Origin of the sequence: Ereboglobus luteus (assembly GCF_003096195.1) — a bacterium.
Taxonomy (GTDB): domain Bacteria; phylum Verrucomicrobiota; class Verrucomicrobiia; order Opitutales; family Opitutaceae; genus Ereboglobus; species Ereboglobus luteus.
Genome location: NZ_CP023004.1, coordinates 1,312,301 through 1,328,502 on the forward strand (window position 1 = coordinate 1,312,301; position 16,202 = coordinate 1,328,502).

At 58.0% G+C, this 16,202-nt stretch carries 11 protein-coding genes; 7 read left to right on the plus strand and 4 right to left on the minus strand.

Annotation, left to right across the window (positions count from 1 at the left end; genetic code table 11):
- Positions 1–12 precede the first annotated feature (12 nt).
- The gene (locus CKA38_RS04740; protein ID WP_108824464.1) at positions 13–1,677 is read left to right on the plus strand and encodes an ABC1 kinase family protein; all 1,665 of its coding nucleotides are present in this window, start codon (positions 13–15) and stop codon (positions 1,675–1,677) included.
- Positions 1,678–1,769: 92 nt separating this feature from the next.
- Positions 1,770–2,351, plus strand: a complete 582-nt coding sequence (locus CKA38_RS04745) for a flavin reductase family protein (protein WP_108824465.1) — start codon at positions 1,770–1,772, stop codon at positions 2,349–2,351.
- 76 nt (positions 2,352–2,427) lie between these two features.
- Here the strand turns inward: CKA38_RS04745 and CKA38_RS04750 are convergent, their stop codons facing one another.
- Positions 2,428–3,603 carry an L-rhamnose/proton symporter RhaT gene (locus CKA38_RS04750; RefSeq protein ID WP_108824466.1) on the minus strand — a complete coding sequence of 392 codons (1,176 nt, stop codon included), beginning with the start codon at positions 3,601–3,603 and terminating at the stop codon, positions 2,428–2,430.
- A gap of 324 nt (positions 3,604–3,927) precedes the next feature.
- On the opposite strand from CKA38_RS04750, the gene CKA38_RS04755 reads away from it, so the two are divergent.
- From CKA38_RS04755 to CKA38_RS04775, 5 genes are all read left to right on the plus strand, one after another.
- The gene (locus tag CKA38_RS04755; protein ID WP_108824467.1) at positions 3,928–5,445 is read left to right on the plus strand and encodes a putative Na+/H+ antiporter; all 1,518 of its coding nucleotides are present in this window, start codon (positions 3,928–3,930) and stop codon (positions 5,443–5,445) included.
- A 120-nt stretch (positions 5,446–5,565) separates the two neighbouring features.
- Positions 5,566–6,258 (plus strand): toxin-antitoxin system YwqK family antitoxin, encoded by a 693-nt coding sequence (locus tag CKA38_RS04760; protein ID WP_152032679.1) that lies wholly within the window; start codon positions 5,566–5,568, stop codon positions 6,256–6,258.
- A gap of 129 nt (positions 6,259–6,387) precedes the next feature.
- Positions 6,388–6,759: an FtsB family cell division protein gene (locus CKA38_RS04765; protein ID WP_152032680.1), complete on the plus strand. Its 372-nt coding sequence runs from the start codon at positions 6,388–6,390 to the stop codon at positions 6,757–6,759.
- 177 nt (positions 6,760–6,936) lie between these two features.
- Positions 6,937–8,373: a UTP--glucose-1-phosphate uridylyltransferase gene (locus CKA38_RS04770; RefSeq protein ID WP_108826418.1), complete on the plus strand. Its 1,437-nt coding sequence runs from the start codon at positions 6,937–6,939 to the stop codon at positions 8,371–8,373.
- A 121-nt stretch (positions 8,374–8,494) separates the two neighbouring features.
- Positions 8,495–10,474 carry a phospho-sugar mutase gene (locus CKA38_RS04775; RefSeq protein ID WP_108824470.1) on the plus strand — a complete coding sequence of 660 codons (1,980 nt, stop codon included), beginning with the start codon at positions 8,495–8,497 and terminating at the stop codon, positions 10,472–10,474.
- A gap of 116 nt (positions 10,475–10,590) precedes the next feature.
- Here CKA38_RS04775 and CKA38_RS04780 read toward each other — a convergent pair whose 3' ends face one another.
- The 3 genes from CKA38_RS04780 to CKA38_RS04790 form a co-directional block, all read right to left on the minus strand.
- Positions 10,591–12,096, minus strand: coding sequence for an RCC1 domain-containing protein (locus CKA38_RS04780; RefSeq protein WP_108824471.1), 1,506 nt, complete (start codon positions 12,094–12,096; stop codon positions 10,591–10,593).
- A gap of 260 nt (positions 12,097–12,356) precedes the next feature.
- Positions 12,357–14,996 carry an RCC1 domain-containing protein gene (locus CKA38_RS04785; protein WP_108824472.1) on the minus strand — a complete coding sequence of 880 codons (2,640 nt, stop codon included), beginning with the start codon at positions 14,994–14,996 and terminating at the stop codon, positions 12,357–12,359.
- Positions 14,997–15,155: 159 nt separating this feature from the next.
- Positions 15,156–16,160 (minus strand): tetratricopeptide repeat protein, encoded by a 1,005-nt coding sequence (locus tag CKA38_RS04790; RefSeq protein WP_161554729.1) that lies wholly within the window; start codon positions 16,158–16,160, stop codon positions 15,156–15,158.
- Positions 16,161–16,202: the final 42 nt, after the last annotated feature.

Here is a 16,202-nt window from a genome sequence, read left to right on the forward strand (position 1 = left end):
TTTCATCCCTCCATGAAACCCTTCGGCTGGCTCACCAACGCCGCTCGGATGCGCGAAATCATTGCCGTTCTCTGGCGCAATGGTTTCGACGGCTTTCTGCAAAAAATCCGGCCGCCGTCGGGGCTGCTCCGCCGCCTCACGCCGAAGCCCCGCTCGCGTCACAGCCTTTGGGAACGCATCCGCATCACGCTCGAGGAGCTCGGCCCGACCTTTGTTAAATTCGGCCAAATCCTCAGCATGCGGCCCGATGCGTTTCCCGAGCCGCTGATTGTCGAGCTGCAAAAACTCCAGGCCAGCGTAACACCGCAGCCCTTTTCGGAAATGGAACCCGTGCTTCGCACCGGACTCAACGGCGAGGAGCTTGAGGCTGTTTTTTCCGACTTTGACCGCACTCCCGTCGCCGCGGCCTCCGTCGCGCAAGTTTACCACGCCACGCTCCGCCAAAACGGCCAGCGCGTCGCCGTCAAAATCCAGCGTCCCGGAGTTCAGAAAAAAATCGGCGCCGACTTTGAAATCCTGCGCTGGTTCGCGCACCAGGCGCACCAGCGCATTGAGGCGCTGCAAGCTTACAACCTGCCCGAGATTGTTGACGAACTGGGACGCGGCCTTGAGGAGGAGCTCGATTTCCGTGTCGAGGCGCACAACGTCTCCTATTTTCTAGAACGCAACAAAGACAGCGAGCACGTCACCGCTCCGCGCGCTTATATTGCGTATTCAAGCGCCACGGTTCTCGTCATGGATTTTGCCGAAGGCACCAAAATCCGCGACATCGAACCCGGTTCGCCCCTCGCAAAGGCCGCCGCCAGCAACGGCGCGTCATCCCTTTTCCATCAAATTCTCGTCGACGGTTTTTTCCACGCCGACCCGCACGCGGGCAATGTCCTTGTGCAGCCGGGCGGTCGCATCTGTTTTCTCGACTGGGGGCTCGTCGGGCAGCTCACGCGCCAGATGCGCTACACGCTCGTCGATCTCTTCGAGGCGTTCCTGAGCGGCGACTCCGCGCAAGTCGTGCGCGTGGCGATGGACCTTGAGCGAAGCAGTTCCATTTATCCCAACACCCGCCGCATGGAGCGCGAAATCCTCTACGCCCTCCGCGAGACGTTTGATCCCGCGACCGGCAAGGGTGAAATCGGACGCGCCATGCTGCGCCTCCTCCATATCTTTGGTGAAAACGGAATCGAGATCGCGCAGGATTACGCGCTCGTGGCGAAGGCCGTTTACACAATCGAGGAAACCGGCACGCGGCTCGACCCGGAGTTTTCGCTTAGCGCAAGCTTCATGCCCGCGGTGAAAAAACTCATCGCCCAGCGGCGCAACCCCAAGGCATTGCTGCAAAACTTCCGGCGCACCTTTGCCAGCGGATTCAGCCGCATTCAGGAACTGCCCGCCGAAATGCACCGCGTGTTGCGCCTCCTCGAATCGGGCCGCACCACGATTAATTTTCAACATCGCGGCCTCGAGGACATGGACGACGTGCTCAATTCCGCGAGCAACAAACTCACCATCGGCTTGATCATCGCCGCAATGATCATCGGCTCCTCAATCATCATCGCGACAAAAATACCGCCGCTGGTCGGTGAAAACATGTCGTTGCTCGGCCTCGTCGGCTACCTGCTCTCAGCCATGCTCGGGCTCTGGATCGTTTATAATATTTTGCGGCACGGGCCGCATAAATAGCGGGGTGATCGGCGTCGCGCGCGAATCAAACGCGCGCAACAAAACCGCGACGGTGTTGACATGCCGTTTTGCCGCGGAAAACTGCGCGAATCATGTCTTCCACGATTGAATCTGTTCCGCTCCCCGAATCAATTCGCCTCATCAATCACGGCCCGACTGTGATGGTCACCGCCGCCCACGGCGGGCGCGGCAATGTGATGACCGCCGCATGGACGCTGCCGCTCGATTTTGACCCGCCGAAAGTCCTGGCGATCATCGGCGCGAACAGTTTCACGCGGGAATTGATTAACGCCTCGGGTGAGTTTGCGCTCAACGTCCCGCCGCAAGCGCTCGTGAAAGCGGCGCTTGGAGTCGGCTCCGAGAGCGGACGCGACGTGCCTGACAAATTTGCGCGCCACGGGCTCAAGACATTTGCCGCGCAAAAAATAGCCGCGCCACTGGTCGAGGGCTGCGTGGCCTGGCTCGAATGCCGCGTGATCCGCGACGCAAACACCGCGCAAAACGAGAAAGACTACGATCTTCTCTTCGCGGAAGTGGTGGGCGCGCAAGCCGACACGCGTGTTTTCTCGCAAGGCCACTGGCATTTCGAAACCGCGCCCGACGAATTGCGCACGATTCACCATGCCGGCAGCAGCCAGTTCTACGCGATCGGCGAGGCGGTGAAAACAGCGTAACGCTTTTGCGGGCGAACTTTAAACCTCGGCGCTCTCGTCGAGCGCGCCGAGATTTGTCGAACGGCGCTGCCGTTCATCATGTGTCAAGCCAGGTGCCGAGACCGATGACAACCGTGGAAATAATCAGCGTCGCGATGCCGGCCGTGATCAAGCGGCGGGCCTTGGCGCTCACGCCGCTCCACTCCTTGAAATACACGCCCCAGAGCGTGCTGAAAATGATGATGCTCGCCATGTGGAGCGTCCAGCTCGCGAAACCATATTCGCCCATCTGCGACTCACCCATGTTGTAGAAGAAGAACTGGAAATACCAAGTGGCGCCGGCGAGGGCGGAAAAAAAGAAGTTGCTCGCGCGCGGGATGCGAAGCGCGTCAGCGGAGGGCGCGCGGCCGGCGGCGGGTTGCGCGAGGTTTTGCGGGGCGAGGTTGGCGTGCCCGCTGCGCAGGTGGCTGGCGAGATATTGGTAACCGGTCTTGTTTTTGATGTTGAGATACACGCACCAGATAAAGTTGGTCGTGAACCCGCCGAGGAGAATAACGACGAGGCGCGGAATGCCGGCCCAGAGCTTGTCCGTCCCGCCGGCCTCGATTGCTTGCGCGATGGGATTTCCCGCCGTGATGGCAAAGGCCATGCCCGCGCTCATGACACCGGAGAAGGTCGCGACGAGAATGCCCTTCTTGAAATCAAATTCCGCGATCGCCTTTTTCTTTTCCGCCTCGGGCATCTCGCGCTCCTTGGTGAGCCCGGCTTTCGCGGCAATAAAAATGCCAAGCACGGTCACCGCGATTCCGACCATGGTGACGATGCCGCCTCGGGTCTGGACGATGTCAACAAGGCTCTTGGGAACCGCGGGGCCGAGATCGACAAAAATCTTGAGCAACGGCGGCAGCAGCGTGCCGAAAACCGTGCAATATCCAAGCGCCACACCCATGCCGAGCGACATGCCCAGGTAACGCATCGTCAGCCCGAACGTGAGCCCGCCGCAGCCCCACATCATGCCAAAAACATATGGCCACACGAACGGCGCGATGCCCTCGTTTTGCCAGATCTCTCGGAGAATGCCGAAGGCGTTGTGATCCTTCGTAATCAGCCACGCAAAAAACGCGGGACAGACAATCCACGAGAAAACGCCGCCAACCAACCAGTAAACCTCCCACGCCCACTTTTTAACCCCCTTGTAAGGGACATAAAAGCTGCCTGATGCCAGGCCGCCTAGCCAATGGAAAACAACGCCGAGAATAGGATTGGAGTGCATGGGTTTTTATGAGCTGAAAATGACCGGATGAAACGCGCCGGACACGACGATCCCCAGCGTCGCGCGGCAACCTTCGCAAGCCGGTGGGATTTGTCGGGATGGCATAAACGGGGAAATGAATGGTTAAAAAAGCGAAGCACACATTGCGAGTCTTCACACTGTGTGCAGACCGCATCTGAAGCAAAATAGCCCCGCCTGTAAACAGCTTTGTGAGCCGATCGTTAATCTGGAAGTGCGCCGGGCCACAGTCCGGCGTTTTCGGTTTTTTTGAATAAAAATACGCCTTCGCTTGCCAGCGAGTGCCCGTGCTTTTTTAATGCGAGCATGCAGCTTCCCGCAGTATTGGCCTCGCTGGCGTCCAGCGCCCCGGTCGTGGATTTCCCACGGTCGCTTTCCTCGTATGCGGATTCCGGCGCCGCGGAAAATGTCGGACTGATTGAAGCGCTCGCGGCACGGATACAGGCCGAGCCGTTCAACCTCGTCGCCACAGTCATCTTTTTGCTCGCGATCATCCACACGTTCCTGACGCCGCGATTCCGGCATTGGGCGCACGAGGTCGAGGAAGCGCACCGCAAAAAACTCGAGGCGTGCAAACAACGCCGGGAACACCCCGACACCTTCGACGGATCGCCCCACAAGGAAACCGATTGCAACCCCGACGAGGTTAGTTTCAAGGGGCAGGTGCTGCACTTCTTCGGCGAGGTCGAGGCCGTGTTTGGCATCTGGGCCGCCGTGCTTGTTGCCGCGATGACCATTTCGAAGGGATGGGGCACGGTGGTGCATTACCTCGGGAATCACGTTAATTTCACCGAGCCTGTTTTTGTCGTCGCCATCATGGCGCTGGCATCCACCCGACCAATCCTGCAACTCGCGGAGCGCTTCCTGCGCATGATCGCCGCGCTTGGGAAAAACACCGTGGCGGCGTGGTGGATCACCATCCTCGTCATGGCGCCGTTGCTCGGGTCGCTTATCACGGAACCCGCCGCCATGACAATCGCCGCGCTTCTGCTCGCGCGGCAGTTCTACGCGTTAAAACCGCGGACCGTCTTTGCCTATGCGACGATCGGCCTGCTCTTCGTCAATGTCTCCGTCGGCGGCACGCTCACAAACTTTGCGGCGCCGCCAATCCTCATGGTCGCCGGGCCGTGGGATTGGAGCATCGCGCACATGTTCACGAATTTCGGCTGGCGCGCGATCATCGGCATCGTTGTCGCCACCGGCGTCTATTATGTTGTTTTCAGAAAACAGTTCGCCGCGCTCCAGCGCGCGCGCGACAACACGAGCCAGGCCGCGTCCGCGCCCAAGGAGGAGCGCGTGCCGCTCTGGATCACCCTTGTGCAAATCGGCTTCATGGCGTGGATGGTCGCCGTCGCCCACTACCCGCCGATGATCGTCGGCGGCTTCCTGTTCTTCTTGGCGTTCGCCCAGGCGACCGCGCACCACCAGGGAAAGTTCGACCTGAAATCGCCCATGCTCGTCGGCTTTTTTATCGCCGGCCTCGTCATCCACGGCGGACTGCAAGGCTGGTGGATCGAGCCGGTGATCGCACGCCTCGACGCCGTGCCGCTTTTCTTCAGTGCGATCACACTCGGCGCCTTCAACGACAACGCCTCCATCACCTACCTCGCCACGCTCGTGCCCGACCTTCAGGACAATTTAAAATACGCCATCGTCGCGGGCGCGGTGACGGGCGGCGGCCTCACCGTGATCGCCAACGCGCCCAATCCCGCGGGCCAGTCAATCCTCGCGCGCTTTTTCCCCGACGGCGTTTCGCCGCTCGGCCTGTGCCTCGGCGCGCTCATTCCCACGGCCGTGCTCTCGGCGGCGTTTTTGCTGCTGTGAGTCCGCGCCGCCGTTTTGCCCGCGGGAAAATTCGCCGGAAATTCCACCGCCCCTGTGGTTGACCGTGTTCCACGCGGCGGCATGCTGGCCGGCTTAAATAAATTCAAAAACTCCGCGCTCATGATTACAAAAAAACTCGCCATCGTTTTGCTCGCCATCCTCACACTGGGAACAGGCCACCTGTTCGCACAAAAGAAAAACGGCCCCGTCGTTGAAAAGATGACCGGCAACAACGGCAATTTTATCCGCACCGCCAATTACACTAACAACGTGTTGAACGGACCCTACTCGGAAGTTTTTGAGAAGGGCGGAAAAACCAAAAGCTCCGGCCAATACACGCTCGGCAAAAAGACGGGGCGCTGGGATTACGGCAAAAGCGACGGCGCCAAAACGCTGACCGAGGTTTACAACGCAACCGGCGGCCTCACCCAAAAGATCACCTATTACAGCAACGGTAAACCGAACGCCGAAACCGAATACAAAAACGGCAAACTCCACGGCGTGACCAAAAAATACGACCAGGACGGCTCGTTAAAAAGCGAGACAACCTACGCCAACGGCAAGGAGCACGGAAAACAAACGCAGCACATCACAAGCACTTCGGGAAACTACGTTTGCGTTTCCCATTATCAAAACGGCCGGAAGCACGGCGAATATTCGGAGCAATACCAAAAAACCGGCAACCTCAAGGCCAAGGGCCAATACAAGCAGGATAAAAAGGACGGCGTCTGGATTTACGGCGAAGCCGGCGGAAAAAAGACCCGAGAAGAAACCTACACCGAAGGCAAGCTGGTTGACACCAAGAAGCTCTAAGCGCTCGCGCGGCGCGCAAAGGCGTCGGCGCCGACTTCGCGTTGAGCCGCAATTGTGTGAATAAGTCTTTCCGCAAACAGCTTTACACAAAAACGCGGCGGGTGTTTGCTTTGCGCTCATTCATCAATTGTGAAGTTTCCACGTATCAACGCCTTTTTTCTCGCGATCATAGCGACGGTAATGCTTGTCGCGGCGGGTTATTTTGGCTGGCGGTATGTCGAGCTGCGCCGCCAGAACGCGGAGCTCCAACGCAACAAGGACCGGCTTTCCACGCTCTTTGACGAGCAAAGCGAAAAGCTTCGCGAAAGCCAGCGCATCCTCGATCGCCTAAGCAAGGATCCCGAGTTCGTCGAGATGATCATCCGTCGCCGCCTTGGCTACGCCAAGCCCGGCGAGGTGATTTATAACTTCGAGGAACCCGCGCCCGGAGACCCCCTGCTCGTGCCCGCGCCGGTCGAAAACATTCCCGCCCCGCCGCCACCGCAACAACCGCAGCGTTGAGGACTGGCGCGTTTTTTTAACGCGCGCGTGTTTGCCGGCTGATTTGCGCGAGTGAATTTTTGAGGGAAACCACTGGTGGCCGGTTCGGGCTTCGCGTGCGTCATATAAGCATTGCACCCGCGCATGTGTTTTTTTGAATACACCCTCACGCTAAACATCGGACAACAACGACCGCCAATGGCCACACCAGAAATCATCGAAGCCTTTCAACGCGCCGGGCAAGGACACGTCTTTGCCTTCTACAACGAACTCGCCCCCGCCGAACGCGAACGCCTCCTCGCCGACGCCGCCGAGATCGACCTCGCCGAAATCGCGCGCCTCCACAAGACGCTTGTCGCCGACGGAGCCTCCGCCGCGCTGAACCTCGAAGGCCTCGCCCCCGCGCCCTACGAGCCGCTTCCCGAAAACGGCGGCGACACCGACGCTTGGGCCGCCGCCAAAACCGCCGGCGAGGAGGCGCTCCGCGCCGGACGCGTCGCCGCCTTCGTCGTTGCCGGCGGACAGGGCACGCGCCTCGGCTACAACGGCCCGAAAGGCTCCTTCCCCGTCACCCCGCTCAAAAACAAAACACTCTTCCAAGTCTTCGCCGAAAAAATCCGCGCCGCGGGCCTTCGCTACGGAAAACCCATCCACTGGTTCATCATGACCAGCCACGCGAACCACACCGCCACCGAGGCCTTCTTCAAGCAGCACGACTACTTCGGCCTCGCGCCCGCCCGCGTGCATCTTTTCCGCCAGGGCCGCATGCCCGCGATTTCGCCCGACGGCAAAATCCTCCTCGAAACCAAGTCCGCCATCGCCATGTCCCCCGACGGACACGGCGGCTCGCTCCGCGCCCTCCAGCGCAGCGGCGCGCTCGACATCATGCAGCGCGAAGGCATCGACATTCTCAGCTATTTCCAAGTCGACAATCCGCTCATCCGCATCATCGACCCCGCCTTCATCGGCTGGCACCTCGCCCGCCGCTCCGAAATGTCCTCGAAAATGATTCCCAAGGCCTACGCCGAGGAAAAAGTCGGTCACTTCTGCACGCAAAACGACCGCACCGTCGTCATCGAATACTCCGACCTCCCGATGGAAATGCAGCGCGAAACCGATCCCGCCACCGGCAAGCTCCGCTACATCGCCGGCAGCATCGCCATCCATGTTTTGGACACGCAATTCATCCGCCGCATGGCGGGGGGAGCCGCCGGCGGCCACGAAGTCGCGCTTCCCTTCCACCGCGCCGACAAAAAAATCCCCACGATCGACGCCGACGGCAACCCGGTGAAACCCGACAAGCCCAACGGCATAAAATTCGAAATGTTCGTCTTCGACGCCGTCCCGCACGCCAAGAACGCCGTCATCATCGAAACCCGCCGCGCCGACGATTTCAGCCCGGTGAAAAACGCCGAGGGCCTGGACTCGCCCAAAACCTGCCGCGACGACCAGCTCCGCCAATTCGCCCGTTGGTTAAAGCAAGTCGGCGCGCCCGTTGAAACCGACGCCACCGGCCTGCCCGGCATTACCGTGGAAGTGTCACCACTTTTTGGATACGACGAGGAAACCTTCGCCCAATCCTGGGACCGCTTCCCCTCCAAGCCCGCCATCACCGACGGATTGTATCTCGAGTAATTTTTTAATTAACCACGGAGAGCACGGAGAAACACAGAGAAACCAATTCTGACTCCGTGCCCCTCCGTGCTCTCCGTGGTTAAAACAATTCCGCATTCCGAAATCCGCATTCCGCATTCCCATGAGCACTCTCAAAAAAATCCAAGCCGCCGCCAAGTCCGGCGCGCTCCTCCCCTCCACCGCCACCAATCTCGCCGACTGGCTCGCCGCATCACTCCCCGAATGGGCCGTCGCCAGCATCGGTGAGCTCGTTGAAAAACAAGCCTGGCCCGAACTCAACGACCGCTTTTACCGCTACCTCGAATTCGGCACCGGCGGCATGCGCGGACGCACCATCGGCGCCGTTCCCGCCGCCGCCGAAACCGGCAAGCTCTCGCCGCTCGGCACACCCGAGCACGCCGCCATCGGCAGCAACGTCCTCAACGACTTCACGCTCATCCGCGCCGTCATCGGCCTCTACCGCTACACGGCGAAGTTTCTCGCCACGCAAAACCGCGCCGATTCGCCCAAACTCGTCATCGCGCACGACGTGCGCCACTTCTCGCGCCACTTCTGCGAACTCGCCGCCTCCACTTGGACGCGCCTCGGCGGCACCGCCTGCATCTTCGACGGCCCGCGCTCCACGCCGCAACTCAGCTTCAGCGTCCGCTATCTCAAGGCCCACGCCGGCGTCGTCATCACCGCCAGCCACAACCCCCCGCACGACAACGGCTTCAAGGCCTACTTCGAGGACGGCGCGCAAGTCATCGCCCCGCACGACAAAGGCATCGTCGCCGAAGTCAACGCCGTCCCCCTCTCCGAACTCGGCGCCTACCTCGACAAAGATCTGGCGCGTGTCATCACGCTCACGCCCGCCGCCGATGCCGCCTACCACGCCGTCGCCGCCGAATCCATCATCGACAAAACCGTTTTCAAAAAAGCGAAACTCAAAGTCGCCTTCACCAACATCCACGGCACCGGCGCCATCGCCTCGGTTCCCCTCCTCAAAGCCGCCGGCGCGCTCGTTACCCACGTCCCGCAACAAGCCGCGCAAGACCCGCGCTTCCCCACCGTCAAATCGCCCAACCCCGAAAACGCCGAGGCGCTCTCCATTGCCGTCGCTCTTGCCGAAAAAAACAAACTCGACGTCGTCCTTGCCACCGACCCCGACTGCGACCGCATGGGTGTCGCCGTGCGCAACAAAGCCGGCAAAATGGAACTCCTCACCGGCAACCAAGTCGGCGCGCTCTTTGCCGACTACCGCATCACGAAACTCAAGCAACTCGGCCGCATTCCGAAAAAAGGCGGTAAAAACATCGCCCTCATCAAAACCTTCGTGACGACCCCGCTTCAGGACGCCATTGGCGCGGCCCACGGCGTAAAAGTCATCAACACCCTCACCGGCTTCAAATGGATCGCCGCAAAAATCCGCCGCTACGAGGAACAACTCAAGGCGAGCCTCCTCGCCAAGGAAGGCATCGCGCTCGACTACGACCGCACCCCGCACGCCACCCGCGCCAAACTCCTCCAAAAACACAGCACCTATTTCATCTTCGGAAACGAGGAAAGCTACGGCTATCTCGACGGCGACGACGTGCGCGACAAGGACGGCAACACCGCCTGCCTCATGTTCGCCGAACTCTGCGCCTACGTGAAATCGCGCAAACTCACCGTGCCCGAATACCTTGATGAAATCTACCGCAAGCACGGTTACTTCATGGAAGGCGTGATCAACATCTACTATGAAGGCGCGACCGGCGCGGCGAAAATCAAGCGCATCCTGGAAACCTACCGCGCGCGCCCCCCGAAAAAATTCGGCGACATCGCGGTGAAGAAATTCCAGGACTTCGGACGCGCGAAAATCCTCGACGCCGACGGCGAGCGCATCCCCGCGCAAGACCTCTATTTTGTGACCCTCGCCAACGGCTACACCTTCGCCGCCCGCGGCAGCGGCACCGAGCCAAAAATCAAGTTCTACATCTTCGCCAACGCAAAGAATCAGAAGCCGGCAAAAGGCAAAAAGAAACCCACCCTCGCCGAAACAAAAGCCGCCGTAAAAGCCGAGCTGGAACGCGTAAAAACCCTAATCGAAACCGACGCAAGAAACCGCGCGGAATCGTAAAGCTTTTGTAGGGACGCACCTCGCGTGCACCCTCGTTTACGCAGACGTTGCGACCACGCACGCAAAGAGTTTTCGCATACAAGGGCGCGCTGCAAGGCGCGCCCCTTCATGCGCCTTCAAAATAACGCCTGAAATTTCCTGACGCTGCGAAGCGCGAACATCACGCCAACAGCGCCGAGCCAGAGCAAGCTGGGCGCGCCACCACCACCGCCGCCGGAGCTGTTATTACCATTGTTGCCACCGGTGTTGACAGTGAGCACGGCAACCTTGCTGGTAACGGAACCCAACATATTGCCCACAATAACCGTATAGCTGCCTGCATCCGATTGTTGCACCGTCGAAATCGTATAGGTAGAGTTTGTGGCACCGGGAATATCCACATTGTTTTTCTGCCACTGATAAGTCGGATTCGGACCTGCGGCGACAACTCCAAATGTCACCAATCCGCCGACAGTAACAGGCTGACTGACAGGATGGGTGATGATTATGGGCACAGTGTCACCGGCAATATACACTGGAATGGAATTTTGGTTCAAGAGAGCGCTTGCACCCAATTGGCCGAGTATGTTGCTTCCCATGCCCCAGAGCGAACCGTCACTTTTTAGAAACAGGCTATGATACCATCCAGCGGCCACAGCACTGACATCGGTGGTTACTTTAACGGGTGTGTTATGACTTGTAGTGGTGCCATCACCCAAACGGCCGTCGTCGTTGTTTCCCATCGCCCAAAGTGTGTTATCATTTTTCACAAACAAACTGTGATTCCAGTTAGCAGCAATTACAGGGCTTACATTGGTAGTTATTTGCGTGGCAGTGCTTTGGGTTGCATTAGTGCCATTCCCCAACTGACCAGAAGCGTTCCATCCCATAGTCCAAAGTGTGCCGTCGTTTTTTACGAACAGGCTATGATTCCATCCAGCAGCAATGGCAATGACGTCGGTGGCTATTTGCACGGGGGTAAACGGATCATCAATGGAGGCTAGCCCCAACTGGCCCGCATCATTGCTTCCCATGCCCCAAAGCGTGCCGTTGCTTTTAAGAAATAGGCTGTGATCACGCCCGGCAGCCACGGCGATAACGTCAGTGGCCACTTGCACGGGAGTGCTTTGGGTCGAGACGATTGAGGCATCGCCCAATTGCCCGTATTTGTTGCGCCCCATGGCCCAAAGCGACTTGTCAGCCTTTATGAACAGGCTGTGCTCATACCCAGCAGCCGCGGCAGAAACGCCTTCGGCCACCTTTACAGGAGAGCTTCGGTTCACAGTAGTATCATCCCCCAGCTGGCTGTAATCGTTGAGCCCCATAGCCCAAAGCGTGCCGTCATCTTTTATGAACAAGCTATGCTTACCTCCAGTTGCCACAGTAAGAACACCGACCGCCACTTGATCGGGAGTGGTTCGCTTTGTGGTTGTGCCATCACCCAGCTCGCCACTGTCGTTATTTCCCGTGGCCCAAAGCGTGCCGTCATCAGTTATATACAAACTATGACAATAACCGGCGGCTATTTTGACGACGCTGACGGCGTTTGCTTGCGGAGCGGCGACTGCCAAAAGACAGACCGTAAGGATCAGAGGGCGGAGGATGGAGGACATCGATGTTTTGGTGGATATGGAGAGCTTCATGAGCGGGTGAAAGTATGGGGTGCTTCCGATTGGTGGGAGTGAGTTGATGGGTTGCTAACGAATTTGTCCTCAACAATTGACCGGCAGGGCTTGTTTTTCAAGCAGGTAATAGCTCGAGCGGGGTTCTTCCCCGCGCCGGTTACTCAAAATGATGCCAGCGTGAATTGAGAAGCGGACTTAAATGTTTGCGCAGAAAACGGATGCGGCTTGGGAGCGCGGTCTTTCCCGGGCGATGCAAGCAACACCCCTATATGGTGCGTCTATCTTTTCATCGCGCGGCGCAACACAATCATCACGCCAACAGCGCCGAGCCAGAGCAAGCTGGGCGCGCCACCGCCACCTCCACCACCGGAACTTCCGTCGTTGTTGTTATTTCCACCATTGCCACCGGAGCCGTCGCCGACGGTGAGTGTGGCGGCAAAGCTGGTGGCACTGCCTTTTGGATTGGTGGCGACACAGCGATATTGCATACCGCTTAGTTTGGTGGTGGCCGCGGTGATGACGAGCGTGTCGGTGGCGGCGCCACTGTAGAGAGCGGAGTCCGAAATATCCGCCCAAGACCTGCCGTTGGTCGAGGATTGCCAGCGCAATGACGGCGCAGGATCGCCCGAGGCGGCAACGGTGAATGTGACGTTCCATCCGGGCGAAACGGTTTGCGTGGCGGGCGGCGTTTTGATTGCAGGGCCGTCCCCGACAATATGAAAGGGGATGTTTGAATCCGCGCTCACGCCATCCCCCAACTGCCCGTAGAAATTGTATCCCGTTACCCAAAGCGTGCCGTCGTTTTTCACAAACAGGCTGTGATTGTATCCAGCGGCGATGTCTTTGATGTCGGTGGCGACTTGCACGGGGCGGGATCGGGAGTGAACCACACGCGTTCCATCACCCAACTGCCCGTAAAAATTATTTCCCATAGCCCAAAGCGTGCCGTCGATTTTTACAAACAGGCTGTGATACTTTCCGGCAGCCATGGCACTGACGTTGGCGGCTATTTGAGTGGCGGGCTCGTCGTTCTCAGTGTAATTAATCCAAGCACGACCATTGCCCAATTGGCCGTATTCATTGTGCCCAACAGTCCAAAGTGTGCCGCTGCTTTCTAAAAACATACTATGTAGTGATCCAGCAACCACAGTAGAAAAGGAGACATCAGGGGGACCCACTTGCCCCGAAGTATTTGGAACAATGTTCCATCTGCCCAACTGGTTATAAAAATTATATCCCATGGCCCAAATCGTGCCATCGGTTTTTCTAAACAAGCTGTGAAATTCTCCAGCGGCCACAGTGGAAACATTGCTGCCCACTTGCACGGGTGTGATTCTATCCTCTTGTGTGCCATCCCCCAACTCGCCGTGGCGATTGTTCCCCATGGCCCAAAGCGAACCGTCGTTTTTCACAAACAGGCTGTGATATCCTCCGCCCGCGATGGCGATAACGCCTGTGGCCACTCGCACCGGTGTTTTTCGATCTGTAGTCGTGCCATCTCCTAACTGGCCGTAAATGTTAAGACCCGTAACCCAAAGCGACCCGTCATTTTTCACATACAAACTATGATATTTCCCCGCGGCCGCGGCAACAACCCCAGTGGCTATTCGCACGGGCGTTTTTCGATCCGTGGTCGTGCCATCTCCCAACTGACCATAAACATTGAGCCCCATAGCCCAAAGCGACCCGTTATCCTTCAGAAACAGACTGTGATGATCACCGGCAGTTGCCGCAATGACGTTGGTGGCCACTTGTGCGGGAATGCTCCGGCCTGTGTTGGCACCATCGCCTAATTGGCCCGCGTAGTTATATCCCATGCCCCAAAGTGAACCGTCATTCCTCACAAACAGGCTGTGGCGGCTGCCGGCTGCCACAGCAGTGACTCCAGTTGTCACTTGCACAGGCGTGCCGCGAATTTCGCCGAGGCCATCTATATTCCCCAGACGACCCGAGGTGTTGTCTCCCATGGCCCAGAGAGAGCCGTCGTTTTTCACAAACAGGCTGTGGTTGTATCCGGCGGCCACGGCAACGACACCAGTGGCTATCTGCATATTGGCAATGGAAACATCATCCATTGGTCTGCTGTATAACGAGTTGTCTTTGTAATATCCCATGCCCCAAAGCGAACCGTCGCTTTTCAGATATAGGCCGTGATATTTTCCCACAGCCACGGCAACGACACCAGAGGCCACTTGTTTGGGGGCGAAAGAGAAAGACTCCTCCTCATCCAATCGAATACTAGTGCCGTCAAGCAATTCAAACCAATGCTCGTAGACAACGCTGTATCCCATGGTCCAAAGCGTGCCATCGGTTTTCACAAACAAGGTGTGATATTCCCCGGTGGCCACAGCCACAACGTCCGTGGCCACTTGTGATGGCAATCTATAATCCGAAGTTGGGGCATCCCCCAATTGGCCGTAGTAGTAGTCCCACGTCGAACGACCTCCCATGCCCCAAAGCGTGCCGTCGTTTTTCAGAAACAGACTGTGGTGGTTTCCGGCTGTCACAGAAGAGACATTCGTGTCCACCTGCACGGGTGTTCTTTGTGTCGTGGTCGTGCCGTCGCCCAACTGGCCGGAACTATTACCTCCCATGGCCCAAAGCGTGCCGTCACTCTTCACAAACAAGCTATGCCCATATCCGGCAGCCGCATCAATGACACCGGTGGCTATTTGCACGGGCGTGCTTCGATTTTCTTTCGTGCCATCGCCCAGCTGGCCGTTGTAGTTGTATCCCATTCCCCAAAGCACGCCGTCATCGGTTATATACAGCGTGTGATTGTAGCCAGTGGCGACCTTGATAATTTTGGCGGCGTTCACCTGTGGCGCGGTGGCGGCCAAGGCCAGAAGGCAGAAGCCGGAAGCCAGAACGTGAAGAATGGAGCGCGGGGACATTTTTGTGAATGCGGGGAGTTTCATGCGCGGGCGAGGTATGGGTTTTGCTTTCAACAGCTGGTTCGGCGCCGAACCAGCACGAAATGATTCATGCGCGGGGTGTGTTTTTGCAATCAGGAAATCCTGACGGTAGCCGGTAGCCCGTCCGCGATTGCGCGCGACGGCATTACCGAATGCGCCCCGTCAGCGCGGGTTGTTCTTGAAGAACTCGGCGACGGGCGTGCCTTCGGGAGCCCATTTTTGGGCGTTTTTGAACCATGTGGCGGCTTTTTTTGGTTTGCCGCTTTGGTTGTATGCTTGCGCGAGATTGAAGGCGACTTCGCTCTTTTGAGCCAGATCGGTTTCCGGACACAGTTTCAGGCAGCGGTGATATTGCTCGATGGCCTTGTCGTAGCGTTTTGATTGAAGGAGCAGGTAGGCGTATTCGCGGTTCACAAAAAAATCGTCGGGCAAATCCTTGACCGCGCGAACAAGCACGCGCTCGGCGGCGTCCGCGCGCCGCAGTGCGTTGTAGGAGTAGCTCAATTCGAAAAGCAGTTTACCATTCGTGGGCTCAAGCAAATACGCAGGCTCCAGAAAAGTAAGCGCCTTCTCGTATGCGCCAATGTGGTTGTATGCCCAGCCCCATCGCACTTTGTGATAAATGCTGTCCGAGTCGGTTTTGTAGTATTGCAGCCAGTCGGGAGTGACCGATTTGCCAAGCGCCTTGATATCCTCGGGCGATAAACGCGCCACGAGATAATCACGCTGGATGCGGCTTTTCAACATGGGCTGGGACATCGCGCTGTCGTCATGCGGTTGGATCGCTCCGTTTTTCGTCACGCTGAAACTCCCGCCCATGTGGAAGGTGAAACCCGCCTCCGAATCAATGTAGATGAATCCATACATGAAGGTATTTTCACCCGGTTTGGTTGGCGGCAACGCCACCCAGCGATCCTCATTTTCGGTGACACTGGTTGTGAATTGAAGCCGTTGCTTGAGCGTGTCGAGAACGACAGGGAGTTTGCCATCGCCGTCGGAGTTGATGTTGCTCGCGGCCAGATCGACGACGATGCGCTTGAAGCCAAACTGCCGCAAGTGCACTTCGAGTTCATCGACCAAGGGTTTGTAGGACGTTTCGCCGCTTGTGTGCGCGCGCTTGTCCAATGTCACTCGCACAAAATCGCGCTCGAATGGGAACGCGCGCATGAAATTAAAAAACACATCCTTTGAAACCTTCGGCGGCAGACG